Source organism: Xenorhabdus sp. TS4, assembly GCF_014467265.1.
Lineage (GTDB): Bacteria > Pseudomonadota > Gammaproteobacteria > Enterobacterales > Enterobacteriaceae > Xenorhabdus > Xenorhabdus ehlersii.
On the sequence record NZ_NKHQ01000006.1, the window covers coordinates 1 to 22897 of the forward strand.

19 protein-coding genes and 4 pseudogenes are annotated in these 22897 nt (G+C 45.9%); 5 read left to right on the forward strand and 18 right to left on the reverse strand.

What is annotated here, in order from left to right; translation table 11 throughout:
* Positions 1 to 224, reverse strand: a 224-nt coding sequence (locus Xets_RS27690) for a hypothetical protein (RefSeq protein ID WP_222941509.1), incomplete at its 3' end; no start/stop codon positions are given.
* Positions 225 to 979: 755 nt separating this feature from the next.
* A complete protein-coding gene (locus Xets_RS21605; RefSeq protein WP_255430568.1) occupies positions 980 to 1108 on the reverse strand; it encodes a hypothetical protein in 129 nt (42 codons plus the stop codon).
* On the opposite strand from Xets_RS21605, the pseudogene Xets_RS04220 reads away from it, so the two are divergent.
* From Xets_RS04220 to Xets_RS04235, 4 genes and pseudogenes are all read left to right on the forward strand, one after another.
* Positions 1082 to 1420: pseudogene (locus Xets_RS04220) on the forward strand (DDE-type integrase/transposase/recombinase); the annotation flags it as partial. The gene Xets_RS21605 and the pseudogene Xets_RS04220 sit on opposite strands and share 27 nt — an antisense overlap.
* 200 nt (positions 1421 to 1620) lie before the next feature.
* Positions 1621 to 2385: pseudogene (locus Xets_RS04225) on the forward strand (IS5 family transposase).
* Positions 2386 to 2527: 142 nt separating this feature from the next.
* Positions 2528 to 2788 carry a hypothetical protein gene (locus Xets_RS04230; RefSeq protein ID WP_187651206.1) on the forward strand — a complete coding sequence of 87 codons (261 nt, stop codon included), beginning with the start codon at positions 2528 to 2530 and terminating at the stop codon, positions 2786 to 2788.
* A 320-nt stretch (positions 2789 to 3108) separates the two neighbouring features.
* Positions 3109 to 3789, forward strand: coding sequence for a hypothetical protein (locus Xets_RS04235; RefSeq protein ID WP_099131982.1), 681 nt, complete (start codon positions 3109 to 3111; stop codon positions 3787 to 3789).
* A 219-nt stretch (positions 3790 to 4008) separates the two neighbouring features.
* On the opposite strand, the pseudogene Xets_RS04240 reads toward Xets_RS04235, so the two are convergent.
* Both Xets_RS04240 and Xets_RS04245 read right to left on the reverse strand, forming a co-directional pair.
* Positions 4009 to 4442, reverse strand: a pseudogene (locus Xets_RS04240) (transposase); the annotation flags it as partial.
* A gap of 139 nt (positions 4443 to 4581) precedes the next feature.
* Positions 4582 to 5304, reverse strand: a complete 723-nt coding sequence (locus Xets_RS04245; protein WP_099131983.1) for a hypothetical protein — start codon at positions 5302 to 5304, stop codon at positions 4582 to 4584.
* Between the two features lie 250 nt (positions 5305 to 5554).
* On the opposite strand from Xets_RS04245, the pseudogene Xets_RS04250 reads away from it, so the two are divergent.
* A pseudogene (locus Xets_RS04250) lies at positions 5555 to 5988 on the forward strand (transposase); the annotation flags it as partial.
* A gap of 184 nt (positions 5989 to 6172) precedes the next feature.
* Here Xets_RS04250 and nuoN read toward each other — a convergent pair.
* The 14 genes from nuoN to hexA all read right to left on the reverse strand — a co-directional run bounded on the left by nuoN (position 6173) and on the right by hexA (position 22841).
* Positions 6173 to 7630: an NADH-quinone oxidoreductase subunit NuoN gene (gene nuoN, locus Xets_RS04255; RefSeq protein ID WP_099131984.1), complete on the reverse strand. Its 1458-nt coding sequence runs from the start codon at positions 7628 to 7630 to the stop codon at positions 6173 to 6175.
* Between the two features lie 6 nt (positions 7631 to 7636).
* Positions 7637 to 9157, reverse strand: a complete 1521-nt coding sequence (gene nuoM, locus Xets_RS04260; RefSeq protein WP_099131985.1) for an NADH-quinone oxidoreductase subunit M — start codon at positions 9155 to 9157, stop codon at positions 7637 to 7639.
* Positions 9158 to 9176: 19 nt separating this feature from the next.
* Positions 9177 to 11039, reverse strand: a complete 1863-nt coding sequence (nuoL, locus tag Xets_RS04265) for an NADH-quinone oxidoreductase subunit L (RefSeq protein WP_099131986.1) — start codon at positions 11037 to 11039, stop codon at positions 9177 to 9179.
* Positions 11036 to 11338: an NADH-quinone oxidoreductase subunit NuoK gene (nuoK, locus tag Xets_RS04270; protein WP_074018590.1), complete on the reverse strand. Its 303-nt coding sequence runs from the start codon at positions 11336 to 11338 to the stop codon at positions 11036 to 11038. The genes nuoL and nuoK overlap by 4 nt, the downstream gene beginning before the upstream one ends.
* The gene (gene nuoJ, locus Xets_RS04275) at positions 11338 to 11868 is read right to left on the reverse strand and encodes an NADH-quinone oxidoreductase subunit J (protein WP_099131987.1); all 531 of its coding nucleotides are present in this window, start codon (positions 11866 to 11868) and stop codon (positions 11338 to 11340) included. Before nuoJ ends, nuoK begins: the two co-directional genes overlap by 1 nt.
* A gap of 12 nt (positions 11869 to 11880) precedes the next feature.
* Positions 11881 to 12423 (reverse strand): NADH-quinone oxidoreductase subunit NuoI, encoded by a 543-nt coding sequence (gene nuoI, locus Xets_RS04280; RefSeq protein ID WP_099131988.1) that lies wholly within the window; start codon positions 12421 to 12423, stop codon positions 11881 to 11883.
* A gap of 15 nt (positions 12424 to 12438) precedes the next feature.
* Positions 12439 to 13416 carry an NADH-quinone oxidoreductase subunit NuoH gene (nuoH, locus tag Xets_RS04285; RefSeq protein ID WP_187651207.1) on the reverse strand — a complete coding sequence of 326 codons (978 nt, stop codon included), beginning with the start codon at positions 13414 to 13416 and terminating at the stop codon, positions 12439 to 12441.
* Positions 13416 to 16139 (reverse strand): NADH-quinone oxidoreductase subunit NuoG, encoded by a 2724-nt coding sequence (gene nuoG / locus Xets_RS04290; protein ID WP_099132147.1) that lies wholly within the window; start codon positions 16137 to 16139, stop codon positions 13416 to 13418. The genes nuoH and nuoG overlap by 1 nt, the downstream gene beginning before the upstream one ends.
* 61 nt (positions 16140 to 16200) lie before the next feature.
* Entirely contained in the window at positions 16201 to 17565 is a 1365-nt protein-coding gene (nuoF, locus tag Xets_RS04295; RefSeq protein WP_099131990.1) for an NADH-quinone oxidoreductase subunit NuoF, read from the reverse strand.
* Positions 17562 to 18107 (reverse strand): NADH-quinone oxidoreductase subunit NuoE, encoded by a 546-nt coding sequence (nuoE, locus tag Xets_RS04300; protein WP_099131991.1) that lies wholly within the window; start codon positions 18105 to 18107, stop codon positions 17562 to 17564. Before nuoE ends, nuoF begins: the two co-directional genes overlap by 4 nt.
* A 2-nt stretch (positions 18108 to 18109) precedes the next feature.
* A complete protein-coding gene (gene nuoC / locus Xets_RS04305) occupies positions 18110 to 19909 on the reverse strand; it encodes an NADH-quinone oxidoreductase subunit C/D (RefSeq protein ID WP_187651208.1) in 1800 nt (599 codons plus the stop codon).
* Positions 19910 to 19984: 75 nt separating this feature from the next.
* A complete protein-coding gene (locus Xets_RS04310) occupies positions 19985 to 20659 on the reverse strand; it encodes an NADH-quinone oxidoreductase subunit B family protein (RefSeq protein ID WP_047769419.1) in 675 nt (224 codons plus the stop codon).
* Between the two features lie 15 nt (positions 20660 to 20674).
* Positions 20675 to 21139, reverse strand: a complete 465-nt coding sequence (locus Xets_RS04315; protein WP_074018583.1) for an NADH-quinone oxidoreductase subunit A — start codon at positions 21137 to 21139, stop codon at positions 20675 to 20677.
* A gap of 709 nt (positions 21140 to 21848) precedes the next feature.
* Positions 21849 to 22841: a transcriptional regulator HexA gene (gene hexA / locus Xets_RS04320; protein WP_099131994.1), complete on the reverse strand. Its 993-nt coding sequence runs from the start codon at positions 22839 to 22841 to the stop codon at positions 21849 to 21851.
* Between the last annotated feature and the right edge of the window lie 56 nt (positions 22842 to 22897).

Below are 22897 nucleotides of genomic sequence, written 5' to 3' on the forward strand. Positions count from 1 at the left end.
TGGACAATGGCGCGGATATCCGCCATATCCAGGCGATGCTGGGGCATGAGAAACTCAACACTACTCAGGTGTATACGCGGGTCGCCATCAAACAGCTCAAGCAGGTGCACAGCCAGACCCATCCGGCCGAGCGGGCAGATAATCAGCCGCCAAACGCTGACACCGAACCCCCGAAGAGCCGCCCATGCCCTGAATCCGCGGAAAGTAGCGTGCCAGACAGCCACCCTGATGCCAGCGGACAGCGCCCCGTCCCCGTTGAGTCCGCGGGGTTCCGTGCAGGGGCAGACCGTGGCCGGCCTGCCCGTCAGCTTCAGTGCCGGCGGGGGTAAATGGGCAATGGTCAGCGGCGGCCACGGTGTCCCCAACCACTCTGTGCCGGCTGCCCAAAGCCCATTTAACATAATGCAGGGAGATTGTGCGAAATTCGCCGTGCGGCCCTGCCGTCGCGCCCAGCCCCGAAGAGCGGCTCACATCGCACAATCTGCATTATGTCTGGCGCCCCCGCTATCAGCATCGCGGGGTGCACCGCACAAGGCTGACGCCTTCTGCTGTCAGCATCGGCGCACCCTCTCGGCAAACCCAGTGCCAATCTTAAGCAGCGTGCCCCGTTCCGGCAAAAACAGCGTCTTCTTTAGCGGCCTTGAGTGGCTCAGGCAAAGACCCCTGTAGGCAGGTCGGCCTGCGGCCTCCGCGGTTTTACCTCCCCCGCCCCGACCCTGCTGCATTGTCTGCGCGCGGCTCGCAGGCCTGCGGTTTGGCTTTGACGTGATGACAGGAATGTGCACAGGGGAATAAGTGCTCTTTTTTTCAACGTAAGCATACGGGTATAACTGACTACCCCCGGGAATTCCTTGTGCAGATAAAGGGTGACATGCTCAAGATAAAAGCCTTTAAAATTCCGGTAATGGCTCATATGAAATAAAATGAGGATCGTCATGACCTCGCTGAGAGAAAGGGAAGAGGAGCGCTTACGTTGACGTCATCCATTCTCGATAAGTTGTTGATGCCAGAGAGGGATAAATTTTTGGCAGAAGTCATCGACACAGCAATAAAGTTCTTCTAAGTTACCTTTACCGTGCTGTGGATTCAGACGGCGATGCGTCAACATGGACAACCCGACGTGGTGACGATGGATAAAAGTGGCGCCAATAAAGCCGCAGTGGACGAATTAAATCAGGGAAAACCTAAGGATAACGACATCATTATCCGGCAAAACAAATACCTTAATAATCTGATTGAACAGGATCACCGCAACATCAAACGGCGAACACGTCCTATGCTGGGGTTCAAAAACTTCAGACGGGCCCAGACCGTGTTGGCAGGAATTGAATTGGTCTGTATGTTGCGCAAAGGACAATACCGACAAAAAGAAGGGTGTCCGATTTCACCCGCGGCATTTTCCTATCAATTAGCTGAGTAAAAATCAATCACCTCATCTTCAATCGTACTTTCTTTGTTAATGCGACAGAACCAGATAGTCTTTATATAGTCACTCAATCAGGATGAAGTGACTAAATCTGATGTTTGTTTAGGAAGTGTTGATGTTTTGTGAGGGATTATTAGACAGCATGATGATTTGGTATAATTACTTTCGCCAAAAAACAACCAGACCTCACCATCATGCCACGAACTATGTTAACAGATCCCCAATGGAATAAGCGATCTGCGTTAATGCAACATGCGGGTTGGATTTATCACAAACCTGAACACCGTTTGACCTTTGAAGGCATTCTTTACCGAATGAGAACGAGCGTTCCCTGGCGCGATTTACCGCCAGAATTCGGCAAAGGGAATAGCATCTTTCAACGTTTCAATGCTTGGTCAAAGAAAGGGGTTTTACAGCTCATTTTCAAGTGGTTATCTGTGTTTGCTGATAGGGAATGATTTATTGATGGCAGTATTGTTCGAGCGCATCAGCACAGTGCCGGAGCGGCTTCAGATGATGATGAGGCTATTGGCAAAAGTTGTGGTGGACGTTCAACCAAAATCCATTTGGCCGTCGATAGTTACGGCTTACCTGTTCATTTTGAATTGTCCAGGGGACAAGTGCATGACATTGTTCATGCTAAAAGTTTAGTCGAACAATCGCCCCCTTCGGACTTTGTGATAGCTGACAAAGGGTACGACAGTCAGGTTTTCAGAAATCATATTGAACAACAAGGAACAACGCCGATTATTCCCTACCGAAAAAATAGCCGAAAATCGGATAAACAGATTGATAAATGTTTATATCGTTATCGTCATTTGGTGAAGAATGCGTTCGCCAGAGTTAAACATTTTCGTGCAATAGCAACAAGATACGATAAGCTTAAACGGAATTACGCCAGTATGTTGGCTCTGGTGTTTATCATTGTCTGGTTGCCCATGTGGGCTGATGAATTATGACCTTAAAACATCAACAGCCCCTAAATGCGACACCAAACCCCAGCTATACAAGCAAGGGGTTTTTCTAAAAACACTGTATTTAATCTTGTATGCTTCAGATATTACCTTAGATAATTTTTATTGAACAATTAGGAGAGTGAAAATGCCTTTTAATCAACCTTTTAGGGAAAAAGTTGCTCTTGATGACATCATTTATGGGTTAGATGGCGCCAGGATAAAATACACTGGAATGGAAAATGGGCCATTTACATTAGTTGAGCTTAGCAGGATTAAGTACAAAGTCAGACCTCACACCATAGATGAGTTTGTCGTTCAAGGTGAGCGAGAAGCGATATACCCAACCTATAACGCCGCAAAGGAAGTCAAGACATTTCTATCAGGACAGCTTCACATCATACCTTGAACGCCATGCAAAATATTACACAACCACACTAAGTCGATATCCACATAGGGGAAGCTTATTCAGCAGAAAAAATAGTAGTGTTCCAGTGCTTCTTTCAGCTTATTTTCGACATAAGTATGCATAAGTAACCACTAGATAACATTAACATTTATTCAGATTTATAGCACAAACCCTTCCTATAATATAAAAATAATCAGAAATTATTAAATTTAAATCACTAGACCTACTGAAGGGAGAAATATCACATTAACTCAGCATAAAACACCAACATAATTAAAATTTAATCATAAAAAACAACATAATGATATAAGGATAAAAAAATGCCATTCAATGCACCGTTTAGGCAAAAAATTCATCCCAATGATCTTATTTATGGACTAAAGGATCAAAGAATAAACTACACTAAAGAATTTCCTGAATTTAAACTCCTTGAACTAGAAATGAGTAAGTACAGAGTACGACCTCGAATAATAGATGAATATGTGATTCCCGTAGATGCTGAGATGAGGAGTGACGGTCAGGAACGAAAAAACAGAATGACCTTAGGGAGAAAACAGCGTTTCCAAAGTAACTTTATGTCATATCTTAGTCAGCATCCTAAATATTACACTACCCAAAAATCCTTGGCAGACATAAAAAAAGAAGAAGAAAGGGAAAAAACAAATGTTGACATAATGTCACAATTTGGTAGGAAATGCAAGGGAGGATTATCTTGGATAACCAGAAACGATGACGAAATGACCAAAGATATGCATGTACATTTTATTCTTGATAAGATAGACATGGAATATATAGTGCAAAAAAAAGAATATCCTGGTTCTCGGGGCTCGTCAGATATAACTGCGCGTGAGTTAAGATGGATTTATAGAAATAGACATTTTTTTCGGGTTCAACAAAAAATACAATTTTGGTTGAACGGTAAACCTACTACTCCACCTTGGGAGAGTAAGGAAGGCGAGGCATTATGGAATCAATACATACCCCAAAATGAGCCATTTTGATGGTCAGTCTCCCCCAAATAGGCTTAACCATTATATGGGAGTATGGCATTCCTATACATGACTACCAACGCTAGCTGTTTATTGAGAAATTATAGTTCCCCTCTATACTGCCATGAAATACACAGAATGAGGTTATTTTATGGCAGATACTCTCGCTTCGGTTCTGTCGCATTAACAAAGAAAGTACGAGTGAAGATGAGGTGATTGATTGTTCGCCGGGTGCTCCTGTTCAATCAGATTATTAAGGTATTTGTTTTGCCGGATAATGATGTCGCTATCCTTAGGTTTTCCCTGATTTTACTCGTCCACTGCGGCTTTATTGGCGCCACTTTTATCCATCGTCACCACGTCGGGTTGTCCATGCTGACGCATCGCCTTTTTAAAGATTTCCCTTTGATTTTGATATAGGTTTCGTCCATTCGCCACCGACGCCCAACAGCAGGCTTGCTCCGCCGATAGCGTTTGACCCTCAACGGGATCAGACGATGAACCCAGCGGGAGAGCGTGGAATGATCGACGGTTATCCCCCGCTCAGCTAGCATTTCCTCCAGGTCACGCAGGCTCAGTGCATAGGCCAGATACCAGCGAACACACTGAGCGATGATATCAACAGGATAGTGCAGGCGTTTGAATGCTTTTCGGATAAGGGACATCGGTGAATCACTCAACAAAAAAACGGCATGATACCCGGACACTGCTTAATACGACAGAACCCATCTATCTCCATCCGATAGATACAAATCTAGTTTGGAATAATAATTCCATTTTTTATGTATGAAAACAGATCTATGTTTAGTCTATTTTTCTAAATTTCTTATATCTATCAGACATTAATGTTCCAATATGCACTATTGCCCCATTGCGGAAAAATATTCGTTTATCCATGTCGTCCATAATAGGTTCAGAACTCATTATATTTTTATTAAAAGATTTGTTCATTTTATCAATTAAATTTTTTTCTTTTTCTTTCCCATGAAAATACATTTTAGTGACGGTAGTGGGTTCATGGCTGGCTTTCAAGATCCTTTTTTTCTTTTTATTAGGATAATTAGGATGTTCTTCACTATCATTTTCTCTTTCTTCTTTGCGATCTTTTTTATATTTCTCATAATTAAAAGGCCTAGAAGCAATATTTGTTATAAAAGCCTCAACGATAACATACTCATTATAATAAGAGGAATATTTCAATTTTCGAGAAAATTCAGCCGCAAAAGATTTTTCGATTTCACCGTATTCAAATCCCGCTGACTGGCAAAAAAACAAACGAATAACCCGATATTTTTTTAAGAAAGTCCCAAAAAATAACGTCAAAATACGTACTAATCTTTCTGGTTCTATATGAGAATATTCCTTTTTGTTGTCAGCAAAAAATTTGTCACCACCAAAAAGCGATGCTAGGAATCCATCATCATTTCCATGCCCCGATATAGTCAGACGTAAATAATGGGGGTATTCAGGCATTTTATCTTCATAAACGTGAAACCCCTCTGGGAAGAACTTAAGAAATTTCAACATAATAAAAACCCTATATCAGTAATTAACATTAAATAGATAATTATCATCTATATGAACTTATATAATAACAATCGGTAATTTTGATTATCATCGTAACTATTTTAGCCATATAAAAAAAAATAAAGTAAATATTTGTTCAATAACTCAAGTTTTGTTTCCTGTACTTTATGGGGTTTATGCTGAAATTTTGGTTCTGTCGTATTAAGCAGTGTCCGGGTATCATGCCGTTTTTTTGTTGAGTGATTCACCGATGTCCCTTATCCGAAAAGCATTCAAACGCCTGCACTATCCTGTTGATATCATCGCTCAGTGTGTTCGCTGGTATCTGGCCTATGCACTGAGCCTGCGTGACCTGGAGGAAATGCTAGCTGAGCGGGGGATAACCGTCGATCATTCCACGCTCTCCCGCTGGGTTCATCGTCTGATCCCGTTGAGGGTCAAACGCTATCGGCGGAGCAAGCCTGCTGTTGGGCGTCGGTGGCGAATGGACGAAACCTATATCAAAATCAAAGGGAAATCTTTAAAAAGGCGATGCGTCAGCATGGACAACCCGACGTGGTGACGATGGATAAAAGTGGCGCCAATAAAGCCGCAGTGGACGAGTAAAATCAGGGAAAACCTAAGGATAGCGACATCATTATCCGGCAAAACAAATACCTTAATAATCTGATTGAACAGGAGCACCCGGCGAACAATCAATCACCTCATCTTCACTCGTACTTTCTTTGTTAATGCGACAGAACCATATTCAAAGCTTTATATCACAAAGCAGGTTTTTCTGACACCAGTACTGTTGCCAGACACTTATAAACGAAAAAACCCAGACAACGATGGCTGGGTCTTTAAAATAGTTTCTTTAGCTTATTATTTACAAAACGCTTTTCGCCAGCTGAACAATATCAATCAGCGGTTGTGGCCAAATACCAAGGATCAACACCAGTAACGCACTGAGCAATACCACAATCCCGCCAGAGGTAAACGCCCAATTGCTTGGTGTATCACGATTCAGTGCTTTCGGTGCCGGCAGGTACAAGCTCACCATCACTCGTAGATAATAGTAAAGACCAATGGCACTACCCACGACAACTGCACCAGTCAGCCACCATAATCTTGCTTCAACACCTGTCGCGATAACATAGAATTTGCCAATGAAGCCAAATGTTAATGGTATTCCCGCCAATGACAACATCATAATAGTCATAACCGCTGACAGAATTGGTTTATGCCAGAACAAGCCACGATATGAGAACAGTGAATCCGCATCTGGCCCTCTGTACGGGCTAGACATCAAACTGACCACGCCAAATGCCCCGATGCTGGCAAGCAAATAACCGACCAGATAAATACCTGCCGTCTCTTCTGCCAAAGTATGATCTTTGATAGCCACCAATACCACCAGCAAATATCCCAAATGAGCAATGGATGAGTAACCCAGTAGTCGTTTGATATTGCTTTGTGTCAATGCCAACAAGTTACCAAATAGAATAGAGGCAATGGCAATCACAGTTAGCAGAATACGCAAGGTTGTGCTTTCAGCCACTGGCGCTTCAATGAATAAGCGCATGATCACCGCAAAGATCGCAACCTTACTTGCCGTTGCCAGAAAAGTTGATACCGGTGCTGGTGCGCCTTGATAAACATCCGGTGTCCACAGTTGGAAAGGCACGAGGGAAAGTTTAAAGCCCAGCCCTACGATCATCATCCCCAAACCAGCCAGCACTAACGGTTCATGCAGTTTGCTATCGCTCAAACTCTTGCCGAGTGATGCGAAAGACAAATCACCGGATTCTGCATACAGCAGTGCAATACCGAACAGCAAGAATGAAGACGCAGCCGCAGACAGCAACATATATTTGATGCCCGCTTCCAACGAACGTTTCTGACGATATGCATAACCCACTAAACCAAATAGCGGCAGGGTGATCAATTCAATTCCGATAAACAGTGATGCCATGTGGTTGGCAGAAGAGAGCAGAATTCCCCCAACCGCCGCAATCATCACCAACAGATAAAATTCTTCTTTATTATCGGGATAATTTTCCAACCATGAGTAGGCAAATGTCGTTGTTGCAAGGCTCGCAATCAGCACAAGGCCAGTATAGAACATTGCAAAACGATCTACATGAATCAATGGCGTGACATCCATTGGCTCCTGCTGTCCCACAAAATAGAGAGAGAACAGAGCCAGGTTTAGGCCAATCACCGTCAAGGTGACATTGGTGAAATGATCGCGTCGCCACGCAATGGACAGCATCACAACCACCACCGTCAATCCGACGATCAATAGCGGCAACAGTGCGATCAATTGTTCAGAAGTTATTGTCATGGCGAATTACGGCCTTGTAGTTAAAAGTGAAGCTGAATACCAATTCTGGATGTTACTCATTGCTGCGGCTGAGGTATCAAGAATTGGCTGCGGGTACACACCCAAAATCACCAATAAGACGACCAACAACAGCAAAATGGAAATTTCACGCACATCCATTCTCTGTAAGGGCTTATCCGTTTTTGGCGTACCGTAATGCGCTTTCTGCATCAAGTACAGTGCATAAACAGAGGCAAAAACCAAACCGAACACGGATACCGTAGTAACCAAGGTAAATTTACTGAAGCTGCCAAACAGGATCATAAATTCCCCAACAAAGTTACCGGTTCCTGGCATACCCAATGTTGCTACCGCAAAAAACAGGGATATCGCAGGCAAGAGTTGAATTCTTCCCCATAATCCACCCATTTGGCGCATGTCTCGGGTATGCAGGCGTTCATAGAGCTGACCACACAAAATAAACAAACCCGCTGCTGACAGGCCATGTGCAATCATCTGGATCACCGCTCCCTGATAAGCTAATTGGCTACCTGTGTAAATGGCGATAAGTACAAAGCCCATGTGGGAAACACTGGTATAGGCAATCAAACGCTTGATATCAGTCTGGCTGAATGCCATCCACGCACCGTAGAAAATACCAATGACGCCCAGCCACATCGCAATCGGAGCAAATTCCGCAGAGGCTTGTGGGAACAGGGGCAAACTGAAACGTAACAAACCATACGCCGCTGTTTTCAGCAAAATCCCCGCAAGGTCAACTGAACCTGCTGTTGGTGCCTGACTATGAGCATCTGGTAGCCAGCCGTGTAAAGGAACAACCGGCATCTTCACTGCGAATGCAATGAAGAAACCCAGCATTAGCAAATATTGAACGGTGTATGACATCGGCGTGTGCAACAGTTTTTCATAGTTGAATGTCCATTCGCCGGTTGCATCATGGTGAATGAAAGCCAATGCCAGAATCGAAATCAGCATCACCAAACCACTGGCCTGGGTATAGATGAAGAATTTCGTTGCCGCAGTAATACGAGTTTTACCTTCCGAGCCTCTGTGTCCCCATAGTGCAATCAGGAAGTACATCGGTACCAACATCACTTCCCAGAAGAAGAAGAACAAGAACAGGTCAATGGCAAGGAAGACCCCCATCACACCGCCCAATATCCACAACAGATTCAGGTGGAAGAAACCCTGGTATGGCTGGTTTTCATTCCACGAACAGAGGATTGCCATCAAACCCAGTAATGCAGTCAGCACCACCATTAGCAAGGACAAACCATCCAGTGCCAAATGAATGCTAATGCCAAAACGTGGGATCCACTGAAGCAAAAACTCGGATTGCCACTGTGGTATGCCCTGTGGGTTGGTGAGTGTATAACCTCCCTGTAACCACAGGTACAGGGAGAGTAACAGCGTCAGTCCCATCGCCAGAAGCGCTATCCAACGCGGCATACGGGTGCCGAAGCGCTCTGCCTGCCAACACAGCAGGCCTCCGATGAAGGGCAGAAGAATTAGCCAAGGTAGTAGCATGGCGCAATATGTCCCTTAATTAAACCAAAAGCAGCAGAGCTAAAACCAGCACTGCACCCAACCCCATAGAGGTAGCGTACCAACGGACTTGTCCGTTCTCACTCCAACGAAGCCCTTTATTGCCCCAACGTGACAATATAGCTGGAATGTTCATCAGTGAGTTCAAAGGATCACTCTGCAACAAACGAGTGATATTTTTGAATGGTTTCACAAATACCCAGTCATACAGTGCGTCAAATCCCCAGGCATGGAACCACCATGTGGAGAAGAAGCGACCTAATGCACTGTTCGCCGTAGCATTAACCACACTACGTTTGCCCAGATACAACGCAGCTGCCAGCAAGATACCGACAACAGCAATCACACCAGAAACGATTTCTAATGTCATTTTGCCATCATGCCCCACCACACTGTTTCCTGATAGAACGCTATCGGGTAAGACTCCCGCCAGCGGTGGCACAATCAGCGCGCCAACAAAAGTGGACAGCACCAGCAACACGGACAATGGCAAGGTATGGGTAATACCCTTGACTGGATGAGCATGGGTATTTTCTTCACCGTGGAACACGATAAAGATCATGCGGAAGGTATACAGTGATGTCATCAATGCTCCAATCAGCCCTGCCAGCATCAGGTTCATATGACCATTTGCCAATGCGCCCCACAGGATTTCATCTTTACTGTAGAAACCTGCTGTCAACAATGGCAGTGCTGACAACGCAGACCCACCCACCAGGAAGCAGAGATAAACAAATGGGATACGCTTGCTTAGGCCACCCATTTTGAAGATGTTTTGCTCATGATGGCAGGCCAGAATCACCGAACCAGAAGCCAGGAACAGTAACGCTTTAAAGAATGCATGGGTCATGAGATGAAAGATCGCGGCATCCCACGCCTGTACGCCCAATGCCAGAAACATGTAGCCAATCTGGCTCATGGTGGAGTAAGCCAGCACTCGCTTGATATCTGTCTGTACCAGTGCTGCGAAACCTGCCAACAGCAAGGTGATCGCACCAATAATACCGACCAAATGCAAAATATCAGGCGCCATCAAGAACAATGCATGACTGCGGGCAATTAGATAAACCCCAGCGGTCACCATCGTAGCGGCGTGGATCAGAGCAGAAACCGGTGTTGGGCCGGCCATCGCATCCGCCAGCCATGTTTGCAATGGTAATTGAGCTGATTTACCTACAGCGCCACCCAGAATCATCAAGGTTGCCCAATTGATCGCGCTAGAACCTGCTTCAATATGTTGTGGCGCCAATACCGCTAATTCGCGGAAACTCAATGTACCAAGCTGGTCGTAAAGGATAAACATGCCAATGGCAAGGAATACATCACCAACTCGAGTCACAATGAAGGCTTTCATTGCCGCCGCGCCATTGGCAGGGGTTTTGTAGTAGAAACCGATCAACAGGTAACTACACAGGCCTACACCTTCCCAACCGAGGTACATCAGCAGGATGTTATCTGCCAGCACCAATACCACCATACTGGCGATAAATAGGTTGGTATAGGCGAAAAAGCGGGAGTATCCCTCTTCACCACGCATATACCAAGAAGCATAGATGTGGATCAGAAAACCAACGCCGGTCACAACACTAAGCATCGTCAGCGACAGACCATCCAGTACCAGATTAATGGGGATGCTGAAATTATCTACCGCCATCCAGTTCCACAATGTTTGACTGTAAACCAGCCCCCCTGCTCCATCCTGAGTAAGAAAATCAATCGCAGCCCAGAATGTGACCAAAGCTGCCAACCCAACAGAACCAATCCCAATAGTGGCTGACAAATTTTCAGACCAGCGGCCACGGGAAAATGCCAATAGCAAAAATCCCAGCAGTGGCAACAGAATTGTTAAATAGAGTAAGTTCATCCGCGCATCTCACTGACTGTATCAATATTCAGGTTTTGGCGACGACGGTGCAACTGTAGTAACAGTGCCAAACCGATGCTCGCCTCGGCTGCTGCCAGAGTAATGGCCAGAATGTACATCACCTGACCATCAGGCTGGAGCCAATAGCTGCCAGCAACGACAAACGCCAGCGCTGAAGCATTGATCATGATTTCCAACCCGATCAGCATAAATAATAGATTGCGGCGGATAATCAGGCAGGTGAAGCCCAATGTAAACAGAATAGCCGCCAGAATGAGGCCATGGTGTAACGCTATCATTATTGTTGATCCTCCGCACGATTGCTGATCACTTCCCCTTGTCGGTTTTCACGGCCGATGTGGTAAGCCACTACCAATCCTGCCAACAGCAGCAAAGATGCCAGTTCAACAGCTAATACATAAGGCCCAAACAGGCTAATGCCCACTTCTTTGGCACTGACCACTTCACCACTGATTTCAGCGGATGACAGAGTACTGATGGCATAAACCAACACAATCAACAGGACGATAGACAAGATTGACGGGCCAATCCAAACTCGGGGCTGTAACCATAGCCGCTCCTGCTCGATAACTGATTTTCCCAGATTCAGCATCATCACGACGAAGACGAACAACACCATAATTGCGCCCGCGTAAACGATGATCTCCAAAGCACCAGCAAAATAGGCACCCATTGAAAAAAACACAACGGACAGTGCCAACAAGGAAATAATCAGATACAACAGTGCATGCACTGGGTTCGTATGGGTTATTACCCTGAGTGTTGCGAGAATAGCAACCAGCCCTGCGACATAAAATGTAAATTCCATGAATATCGCTCCTTACGGCAACAGACTTTTAACGTCGATAGGCTTGGCCTCATTGTCGGCTTCGCCTTTATCCTTGCCGTCAATTGCCATACCTGTCTTACGGTAAAAGTTATAGTCAGGATATTTACCTGGCCCTGAAATCAGCAGATCTTCTTTCTCGTACACCAGATCCTGACGCTTGTATTCACCCAGTTCAAAATCCGGTGTCAACTGAATCGCGGTAGTTGGGCACGCTTCTTCACACAGGCCGCAGAAAATGCAACGCGAAAAGTTGACGCGGAAGAATTCAGGATACCAGCGACCATCCTTATGCTCGGCTTTTTGCAGTGCGATACATCCCACTGGACATACCGCTGCACACAAGTTACACGCAACACAACGCTCTTCACCGTCAGGATCACGCGTCAGAACGATGCGCCCACGGTAACGGGGTGGCAGATAAACTGGCTCTTCCGGATACATTTTTGTTTCGCGTTTATGGAAGGCATGAAGCCCTATCATCCAAATACTGCGTACCTGGGTGGCGAAACCGACCACTAATTCTTTCAATGTCATGGTTCAATCCCCCCTTTATTGAGCGTTGTATAAAATAACTGCTGCTGTCGCTAGCATATTAAGTAACGTTAACGGCAGACAAACTTTCCAGCCAAACGACATTACCTGGTCATAACGAGGACGCGGCAATGCAGCACGGATCAAGATGAACATCATCATGAAAAATGCTGTTTTCAGCGCAAACCAGACGAATGGAGGCAAGAAAAGCCCATTCCAGCCACCAAAGAACAGCGTGACGATCAAAGCAGATACCGTCACAATCGCGATATATTCCCCGACAAAAAACAGACCGAATTTCATACCGGAATATTCAATGTGATAGCCGTCAGCCAGTTCTTGCTCTGCTTCCGGTTGGTCAAAGGGATGGCGGTGGCATACCGCTACCCCCGCAATGGCAAAGGTCAGGAAGCCAAAGAATTGAGGAATGACATTCCACACATGTTGCTGTGAGTTGACGATATCCACCATGTTAAAGGAGCCAGCTTGTGCCACAACGCCCATCATGGACATACCGAGGAAAACTTCATAACTCAATGTCTGTGCGGATGCACGCATCGCACCCAGCAAGGCATATTTGTTGTTACTCGCCCAACCAGCAAACAGCACGGAATAAACCGCCAAACCCGCCATCATCATGAAGAATAAGATACCAATATTCAGGTCTGCGACCATCCATGTCGGGCTTACCGGCACAATAACAAAGGCCAGCAGCATTGAGCAGAAGGCAATAACTGGGGCCAAAGTGAAAATGGCTCTGTCAGAAAAGCGCGGTGCCCAGTCTTCTTTAAAGAACATTTTGATCATGTCTGCGACAAGCTGCAATGAACCGCCCCAACCGACTCGGTTTGGCCCATAACGGTTTTGAAACAGGCCAAGAATGCGGCGTTCAAAGAAACTCATGAATGCCCCGCAGATAACCACGACCAGTAGAATGGCAACAGCTTTCAATACAGCAATCAGGATTTCAATGACCTCGGGAGTAAACCAGCTCATTATGCAACCTCCCGTAAGTTATGGACTGATTTGCCTGCCAGAACCGGCGGTATACCCGACATTCCCAGTGGCAAGCCGATTTGCCCTTGTGCCAGATTGCCGCTCAAACGCACGGCTAAACGCAGTTTCTGCCCTTCACAATCAAATGCCATCACAGCACCTTCTTTCACATTCAAATGCTCCGCATCTTTATGATTGATCATCACATACGGCTCAGGCATACGTGCCTGTATTACATCAGAACGTTGTGACAGTTCTTCACTGCCGAACAAATGGAAATAAGGCGCCACATGCCATTGATCTTTTTGCGCAGTGAATGCTGTCGGGATAGCGTCAAAGTAGTTCAACCCACCATCAACCGTTTCAATCAAACGAACGCCCGGATCGCCGAAACGCAGCTTGCCACCGATTTCAGCCTGAAATTTATTCCACGCTTGTGGTGAGTTCCAGCCTGGTGCCCATGCAAACGGGATTTGCTGACGTGGGGCATATGGGCTGTTGTTCCCTTCCATTGAGAAAGCAAATGCGGTATCGATATCCTGTGGTTGGCGCTGCTCATGGACACTGACATCAGCCAACATCGCTGTACGGCCACTGTAACGATGAGGTGAACGTGCCAATTTTTGGCCACGAATACGGAATGTCGCATCTGGTGCCGCATTGATGATGCCTTTGAATTGCGGCATCACTTTGACACAAGCTGCAATCACATGATCAAGTTGTGTCCAGTCCGTTTCACACTGCGTATAGGTGGTATACAAGGAATGCATCCAGCGCCAGCTTTCTAACATAACGATGGATTTATCATAAAATGCGGGTTCGTAAACCTGGAAATAGCGTTGGGCACGACCTTCCTGATTCACCAACGTACCATCGCTTTCAGCAAAACTGGAGGCCGACAGAATCAAATGCGCCTTATCCATGATAGCAGTACGTTGGTGATCCACGACGATCAGATTTTTCAGACTATCCAGTGCGCGATCAATTTTATCCGCCGGTGCATGACGATAGAGATCGTTTTCCATCACGATGGCGGTATCTGAATCCCCTTTAGCAATACGCTGTAAAGCAGAATCCAATGGCTGCGCCTCCATCATTGCCAGTCCCAGGCTATTGGCATATACAGCAACATAGGAAAGACCCACATCCGAACCTTTATCTTTCAGGGCCCATGCGATATTGGCAGCAGCCTGAATCAAAGCATCACTGCCTGGATTGCTGCCACTGATAATCAATGGTTTTTTCGCATCACGCAATGCATGCGCAATGATTTCTACTTTCGATTTCAGCTCATCCGGCAGATCATTAACGGCAGGTGCGATATTGTTCAAGGCATGTGCCACGGCAAAACCTAAGCGAGCCTGATCATCAACAGGTGCACGGTAGCTCCATGCTGCAATATCATCCAATCGGGTTTCATCGACACTGGTCAAGAAGAGAGGATACTTGGCATGTTGACCAATATTCATAACCGCCGCAATCTGCCAGTCTGCCACTTTCTGGGCGGCAGCCATTTCACGCGCTTTGCCTTTCACTGCCTGGCGTACAGATAACGCCATACGGGCAGCCGTTTGGGTCAGGTCTTCCCCTAACACCAACACCGCATCATAATCTTCAATTTCACGCAGGGATGGCGTATAGACTCCACCTTGCTGGAGAATTTCTAACATCATATCAAGGCGTTGCTGTTCTTCCGCTGAAATGCCGCTGTAGAAGTTTTCCGCACCCACCAATTCACGCAAGGCAAAGTTACTTTCAATGCTGGCACGCGGTGAACCGATGCCAATAGCATTTTTCGCCTGACGCAAAATGTCTGCACCCCCTTGCATAACCTGCTCAGCATTCAATGAAATCCACTGATCACCACGCAACTGTTGGGGCTGGCGAGGACGGTCGTCACGGTTGACATAACCATAACCGAAACGCCCGCGATCACACATGAAGTAGTGGTTAACCGTGCCGTTATAACGGTTTTCTATCCGGCGCAATTCACCATAACGTTCACCAGGGCTGGTGTTACAGCCAATGCTGCACTGTTGGCAGATACTTGGCGCAAACTGCATGTCCCATTTACGGTTATAACGTTCTGAATGTGTTTTATCGGTAAATACCCCTGTTGGGCAAATTTCAACAAGGTTACCGGAAAATTCACTTTCCAATGTGCCACTTTCAGGACGACCAAAATAAACGTTGTCATGAGCGCCATAAACGCCAAAATCTGTTCCATCCGCATAATCTTTGTAGTAACGGACACAACGATAACAGGCGATACAACGGTTCATTTCATGAGCAATGAATGGCCCCAACGCCTGATTTTTGTGAGTACGTTTGGTAAAACGGTATTTTCGGAATGAATGCCCCGTCATCACTGTCATATCTTGCAAATGACAGTTACCCCCTTCCTCACAAACTGGACAGTCGTGGGGATGGTTGGTCATTAACCATTCCACAACATTGGCACGGAACTGTTTAGCTTCTTCATCATCAATGGAGATATACGTGCCATCTGACGCCGGCGTCATACAAGACATCACCAGACGACCGCGCGTATCTTCCGCATTTTGATATTGCTTCACCGCACACTGGCGGCAAGCGCCAACGCTTCCCAGCGCTGGATGCCAGCAAAAATAAGGTATATCAAGCCCCAATGAGAGGCAGGCTTGTAACAGGTTATCAGCCCCGTTTACATCATATTCTTTGCCGTCTACATGTATCGTAGCCATAGTCAGCATGCTTCCCAATGGCCTGCCGTGGCAGGCGTTAATCAAAAATTAGCACTGTTTGTTACCAACGCTGGTTGAGCAGGTTTGGTTGAATACCCGCAATCAGGTTGGTATTGCCATAATCTTTGGTGACAATTCCCGCTTCAAACTCTTCACGGAAATATTTAATAGCACTCTGCAAAGGTTCCACAGCACCTGGCGCATGAGCACAAAACGTTTTGCCCGGGCCAAGAAAACGACAGAGTTGTTCTAATGTTTCAATATCACCTGGCTGGCCTTTGCCACTCTCAATAGCCCTGAGGATTTTGACACTCCACGGCAAACCATCACGGCATGGTGTACACCAGCCACAAGATTCACGAGCGAAGAATTCTTCAAGATTGCGGGTCAGGGAAACCATATTGATCTCATGATCCACCGCCATTGCCAGTGCGGTTCCCAATCGGCTACCCGCTTTGGCGATATGCTCAAAATCCATCGGCAGATCTAAATGGTCTGCTGTCAGGAAATCGGTTCCTGCCCCTCCGGGTTGCCATGCCTTGAATTTCAGGCCATCACGCATTCCTCCCGCATACTCTTCAAGAATTTCACGGGCTGTTGTGCCAAAAGGTAATTCCCAAAGACCTGGATTTTTGACCCGACCAGAAAAGCCCATCAGTTTGGTACCGGCATCTGTACTTTTGCCGGCACTCAAACCGATATACCACTCTTTCCCATGTTCAAGAATTGCAGGAACGTTGCACAATGTTTCGACGTTGTTGACGCACGTAGGTTTGCCCCATACGCCAGCTGTCGCAGGAAATGGGGGTTTTGAACGAGGGTTTGCCCGGCGCCCTTCAAGGGAGTTAATCAAAGCGGTTTCTTCACCACAGATATAACGACCTGCGCCAGTATGAACAAACAGTTCAAAATCAAAACCACTGCCCAAAATGTTCTTGCCAAGCAATCCAGCAGCTTTAGCTTCCTCTATTGCTTTGCGTAAATGGACAGCCGCTTCAACATACTCACCACGTAGGAAGATGTAGCCGCGATAGGCTTTCAATGCAAAGGCACTGATTAACATGCCTTCCACCAACAAATGAGGCAGTTGCTCCATCAATAGGCGGTCTTTGTAAGTGCCCGGCTCCATCTCATCCGCATTACACAACAAATAGCGGATATTCATGCTTTCGTCTTTCGGCATCAGACTCCATTTCAAGCCGGTTGAGAAGCCTGCACCACCACGACCTTTTAAGCCAGCATCTTTAACTAATGCGGTAATTTCATCAGGAGCCATGCCCTTCAGTGCTTTTTCGGCTCCTTTGTAACCATTTTGGCTTCGGTATTCATCCAGCCAGACAGGTTGTTGGTCATCACGCAACCGCCATGTCAGGGGATGAGTTTCCGCTGTGCGGATAATTTCTTTCACTCCTGAATGCGTTGTCATGGATATTGCTCCAGTAATTTTTCAATTTCTTCGGGTTTCACGTAACTGTGGGTGTCCTCATCAATCATCATCGTTGGTCCCTTGTCACAGTTACCCAAGCAGCAAGTGGGTAACAATGTGAAACGCCCATCTGCCGTGGTTTGCCCCGGACGAATGTTCAAACACGATTCTATCGCTGCCTGAACACCCTGATAGCCCGTGATGTGACATACAACACTGTCACAGTAACGGATAATGTGGCGTCCCACTGGCTGCCGATAAATCTGGCTGTAAAACGTCGCTACACCTTCCACGTCACTGGCCGGGATATCCAATACCTCAGCAATGGCATAAATGGCACCATCAGGCACCCAGCCACGCTGCTTTTGTACAATTTTCAGTGCTTCGATTGACGCAGCACGCGGATCTTCGTAGTGGTGTTTTTCCTGCTCAATAGCATTACGTTCGTCAGCACTCAATACAAACTTATCCAGTGTCTGAGCGTCCGTTACGTTAACCACATCAAGGCGTGCTTGCTTGTTTGCGTTAAATTCACTTTGCATCGTTAGCGATCCACATCAGACATAACAAAATCGATACTGCCCAGATAGACGATAAGGTCAGAAACCAGACTGCCGCGGATCACCGATGGAATTTGCTGTAAGTGAGCAAAACTTGGTGTACGGATGCGGGTACGGTAGCTCATAGTGCTACCATCACTGGTCAGGTAATAACTGTTGATACCCTTAGTCGCTTCGATCATCTGGAATGATTCATTAGCAGGCATGACCGGCCCCCATGAGACTTGCAGGAAGTGGTTAATCATGGTTTCGATGTGCTGCAAAGTCCGTTCCCTCGGTGGCGGCGTAGTCAGTGGATGATCCGCCTTAAATGGTCCTTCCGGCATATTTTTCAGGCACTGCTCAAGGATGCGCAGACTCTGACGGATTTCTTCCACTTTCAACATTACCCGGTCATAGCAATCACCGTTGTAGCCTGTTGGTACTTCAAAATCGAAGTTTTCATAACCGGAATAAGGGCGCCATTTACGTACGTCAAAACTAATGCCAGTGGCACGCAGCCCCGCACCAGTAACCCCCCAGTCCAAAGCCTGTTTAGCATTATAGGCCGCTACCCCAACAGAACGCCCTTTCAGGACACTGTTTTTCAGCGCTGCCTTGACATAGGAATTCAAACGTTTCGGCAGCCAGTCCAACAATTCACGCAAGAGTTTGTCCCAACCACGCGGCAAATCATGAGCAACACCACCGATTCGGAACCATGCCGGATGCATACGAAATCCAGTAATCGCCTCGACGACATCGTAAACTTTCTGTCGGTCAGTAAAAGCAAAGAAGACAGGCGTCATCGCACCAACGTCTTGGATAAATGTACTGATATAAAGCAGATGGCTATTAATACGGAATAGTTCGGACAACATGACACGAATTGTTTTCACTCGGTCGGGGACTTCAATGCCTGCTAGTTTCTCAACCGCCAGCACATAAGGCATTTCGTTAACACATCCCCCCAAATATTCGATGCGATCGGTATAAGGGATATAGCTGTGCCATGACTGACGTTCCCCCATCTTTTCGGCACCACGATGGTGATAGCCGATATCGGGAACACAATCGACGATTTCTTCACCATCAAGTTGCAAAATAATGCGGAACGCACCGTGAGCAGAAGGATGGTTTGGGCCGAGGTTAAGGAACATGAAGTCCTCATTATCGGTGCCGCGCTTCATGCCCCACTCTTCTGGTTTGAAAGTCAGCGCTTCCATTTCCAGATCTTCTTTCTGCTTAGTCAATACGAAAGGATCAAATTCCGTGGCACGCGCAGAATATTCCTTGCGCAACGGATGACCTTCCCATGTCGGTGGCATCAAGATACGACGCAAATTTGGATGGCCGTTAAATGTAATGCCAAACATTTCCCACGTTTCACGCTCATACCAATTGGCATTTGGGAAAATCGATGTAGTTGTGGGGATATTCAGGTCTTGTTCAGTGAGCGCGACTTTCAGCATGATGTCACGGTTACGCTCAATGGAAAGGAGGTGATAAAACACCGAAAAATCCGCCGCCGGTAAGCCTTCTCGGTGAGAGCGCTGACGCTCATCAACACCATGCAAGTCAAACAGCATGACATAGGATTTGGGCAATTTTCTCAGAAATGTTATTACTTTCAGTAACTGCTCCCGCTTAACCCAAACAACTGGCATACCGGTACGGGTCGGCTGGATGGTAAAGGCATCCGGGCCAAATTGACGGTTAAGCTCGCTGACAACAGGATCATCAAGATGATCGCGTGTTGTCCAAGCAGGCCGGGCGCTTTCTTGCGCTATCTGATCTGTCATCATTCTTCACCACAACGCTTGATCAGGGTTTTTGTGATCGCAACACATTGCTCTGGTTACGCTATATGGCTAAAAGCCTTAAATTTCGTCTGGAGTACGCAGATTTTTCACTGCAATCCGTTCACCGCGTTTTCTTTCTCTTTCTGATTGCATATTGGCACGGTAAACTCCCTGATCGCCAACCACCCATGACAGTGGGCGTCGTTCTTTGCCTATGGACTCCTGCAACAGCAGTAGCGCCTGCATATAGGCTTCTGGGCGAGGAGGGCAGCCAGGAATATAAACATCGACAGGGATAAACTTATCAACCCCTTGAACTACGGAGTAAATATCGTACATACCTCCGGAGTTTGCACAGGCTCCCATTGAAATGACCCATTTCGGTTCCAGCAATTGGTCGTACAGGCGTTGAATGACGGGCGCCATTTTGACGAAACAGGTTCCGGAAATCACCATGAAATCAGCCTGACGGGGAGATGCTCGCAATACTTCTGCACCAAAACGCGCAACATCGTGAACAGCGGTAAATGACGTCACCATTTCCACGTAGCAGCAAGAAAGCCCGAAGTTATAGGGCCACAGGGAATTTTTCCTCCCCCAATTCACCATATTATGCAGAGCATGTTCCAATTTCCCCATATAGACACTTCGGTGAACATGTTGCTCCAAGGGGTCGCTGACAGTTTCCTGTTTTTGTAGGGGATAACGGTCATTCTCACCGTTCGGATCTATGCGGGTGAGCGTATAATCCATCTTTATACCTCGCTATTACTGCATGTGACTGTTGTTGGTATGATTGCCAGTAGTGTTGATATAAGTATCCGCACTCGGTTTACTGACCTGACGTTTTGAACGTGCTGGCGTCCAATCCAACGCCCCAATGCGCGCCAGATAAACCAAACCTGCCAATAACACCAAAATGAAAATGCTTGCTTCGGCAAAGCCTAGCCAACCGCTCTCTTTGATTGAGACGGCCCATGCATACAAGTAAAGGACTTCAATGTCGAAGATAACAAAGAACATGGCAACCAGATAAAACTTCGCCGACAAACGTAAACGTGCACTGCCGACAGAATCGATACCTGATTCATAAGGTATGTGTTTTGCCCTGGCTTTCGCCCTGCCCCCCATGAAGTACCCACCCAGTAACATGAATGCGCACAAACCAAGAGCACCTATTAGAAAAACCGCGAATGCCCAGTGATGGGCTAAAATTCCAGTGGATGTAGACATACTCGTTGCTTACTCATCAAAAGTGGTGTCAAGGTGTCTGCTCTTTTTGCCGGCAGTGTTGCACCACATCGATTCATGGGAAGGGATAATAACCAAATCTGAAACAACGCTAATCAATGCATCTTATAGCTTGAATCATCTTGGTTTTTATTCCTCTCAACAAAATTTGCCATAACGGCAAAACCACTTGCATATTTGTTTACAAACCACAAACCATTAATTAACGGATTGTGCTGATATGCCGCTAAAACGTGTCAGTCGTACAAAAAACAATCTTCCTGACATAACTAGTCTAACCGATAACTCGACTTTACTACACCATTATCGCAGGAAAAACCTGTCTTTCCACTGTACTGCTCGGGGTATTTTTATGATCAAGTGCACAATTTCATTGAAAAACATTCAACACTTGAATGTAATTTATTCAACCCTTAATGAATTGTTTCTAGAAAGAACGATTAAAGTGTAATAAGCGAGCTATTTCTGAAAATGGTTTTATTTTATCAAGTTAGGAAAATGAAATTTGTTAACAGAGCAACATTCTTTTAACTAAAATTCGAAAGGTATAGGAAAATTAGTAGGGTATATTTCTTATTAGAAATATCAGAAATAGAAATGAAAACTTGGGAGGATTATTAATAAGTAATTAACAACAGGCTAATATTTCCATAAATAAAATGGAAATATTAGCCTATAAAACACATAATACTTATTCGTCTATATTTTCAACGGAATTTTCATCAACTGTTTCAGTTGATTTGATAGGTTCAATCGTGTCGATAGATTCATCCATTTCGTCGGATTCATCAGATTCAACTGCTGTTACAGTATAAGGTGTTTTCTTATTTTCTATTGCATCAAAAACAGTCAGAACAGATTCATTCTGTTCATTACTATTACGATATAAGAAGAATTGGATTTCCGGCAGACGTGGTAATCCTTCAATTTCACCTAAAATTCTCAGGTCCGCATTCTGCATTTCCAGAGGGCGAGCGGTAATACCGACTTCTGCATTCACAGCCGCGCGAACAGCGGACAAGGAAGCAGCTTCATACGCAATACGCCATGAAATACCTGACATATCCAACGTTTCCTGAGCGATCTGGCGGAAAGGGTTGGTTTCATCCATCACTACCAACGGTACAGGTTCATTCGTCTGTAATTGGAAATCTGGTGCACAGTGCCATAAAACAGGCGAAGAACGTAAGAGCGTTTTAGGATGGTGGTTGATTTTTGCTGTGGTTACTGCCAAATCAATCTCATGGTTATCCAACATGCTTTCGATAAACTGAGCGCGCTTAATACGCACATCAACAGCCACACGTGGATAGACAGAGGCAATACGGTTCAATAAGAAAGGAAGCAGTGTATCAACAGCGTCATCTGATACACCTATTCTCAATTCACCGTCTGCATCATTGTAAGTTAATGATGCTGTTGCATCGTCATTGGCACGCAGAATTTGGCGTGCGTAACCAAGAAGTTGAAGACCATGTTCGGTCAGAAGCTTATTGCGGCCGTGACGAGCAAACAACTCTCTCCCCACGAGATGTTCCAACCGCTGCATTTGCTGACTCACAGCTGACTGCGTTCTAGAAACAGCTGCCGCTGCTGCTGCAAAAGTATTTAAGTCAGCAACAGCAACAAAAGTTCTTAGCAGATCGAGATCGAGGTTTATTATCTGACGATTTGCATTTATCATTGTTTATTCATCACTTTTTTTTGATTTTAATTACTAACTAACCTGGTGTTTTTACT

What these genes read in the sequence shown, in the direction of transcription:
- Xets_RS21605 (WP_255430568.1), bottom strand. Translation starts at nt 1,108, where the DNA reads ATGTTGACGCATCGCCGTCTGAATCCACAGCACGGTAAAGGTAACTTA.
- Xets_RS04230 (WP_187651206.1), top strand. Translation starts at nt 2,528, where the DNA reads ATGCCTTTTAATCAACCTTTTAGGGAAAAAGTTGCTCTTGATGACATC.
- Xets_RS04235 (WP_099131982.1), top strand. Translation starts at nt 3,109, where the DNA reads ATGCCATTCAATGCACCGTTTAGGCAAAAAATTCATCCCAATGATCTT.
- Xets_RS04245 (WP_099131983.1), bottom strand. Translation starts at nt 5,304, where the DNA reads ATGTTGAAATTTCTTAAGTTCTTCCCAGAGGGGTTTCACGTTTATGAA.
- nuoN (WP_099131984.1), bottom strand. Translation starts at nt 7,630, where the DNA reads ATGACAATAACTTCTGAACAATTGATCGCACTGTTGCCGCTATTGATC.
- nuoM (WP_099131985.1), bottom strand. Translation starts at nt 9,157, where the DNA reads ATGCTACTACCTTGGCTAATTCTTCTGCCCTTCATCGGAGGCCTGCTG.
- nuoL (WP_099131986.1), bottom strand. Translation starts at nt 11,039, where the DNA reads ATGAACTTACTCTATTTAACAATTCTGTTGCCACTGCTGGGATTTTTG.
- nuoK (WP_074018590.1), bottom strand. Translation starts at nt 11,338, where the DNA reads ATGATAGCGTTACACCATGGCCTCATTCTGGCGGCTATTCTGTTTACA.
- nuoJ (WP_099131987.1), bottom strand. Translation starts at nt 11,868, where the DNA reads ATGGAATTTACATTTTATGTCGCAGGGCTGGTTGCTATTCTCGCAACA.
- nuoI (WP_099131988.1), bottom strand. Translation starts at nt 12,423, where the DNA reads ATGACATTGAAAGAATTAGTGGTCGGTTTCGCCACCCAGGTACGCAGT.
- nuoH (WP_187651207.1), bottom strand. Translation starts at nt 13,416, where the DNA reads ATGAGCTGGTTTACTCCCGAGGTCATTGAAATCCTGATTGCTGTATTG.
- nuoG (WP_099132147.1), bottom strand. Translation starts at nt 16,139, where the DNA reads ATGGCTACGATACATGTAGACGGCAAAGAATATGATGTAAACGGGGCT.
- nuoF (WP_099131990.1), bottom strand. Translation starts at nt 17,565, where the DNA reads ATGACAACGCATTCAGGAGTGAAAGAAATTATCCGCACAGCGGAAACT.
- nuoE (WP_099131991.1), bottom strand. Translation starts at nt 18,107, where the DNA reads ATGCAAAGTGAATTTAACGCAAACAAGCAAGCACGCCTTGATGTGGTT.
- nuoC (WP_187651208.1), bottom strand. Translation starts at nt 19,909, where the DNA reads ATGATGACAGATCAGATAGCGCAAGAAAGCGCCCGGCCTGCTTGGACA.
- Xets_RS04310 (WP_047769419.1), bottom strand. Translation starts at nt 20,659, where the DNA reads ATGGATTATACGCTCACCCGCATAGATCCGAACGGTGAGAATGACCGT.
- Xets_RS04315 (WP_074018583.1), bottom strand. Translation starts at nt 21,139, where the DNA reads ATGTCTACATCCACTGGAATTTTAGCCCATCACTGGGCATTCGCGGTT.
- hexA (WP_099131994.1), bottom strand. Translation starts at nt 22,841, where the DNA reads ATGATAAATGCAAATCGTCAGATAATAAACCTCGATCTCGATCTGCTA.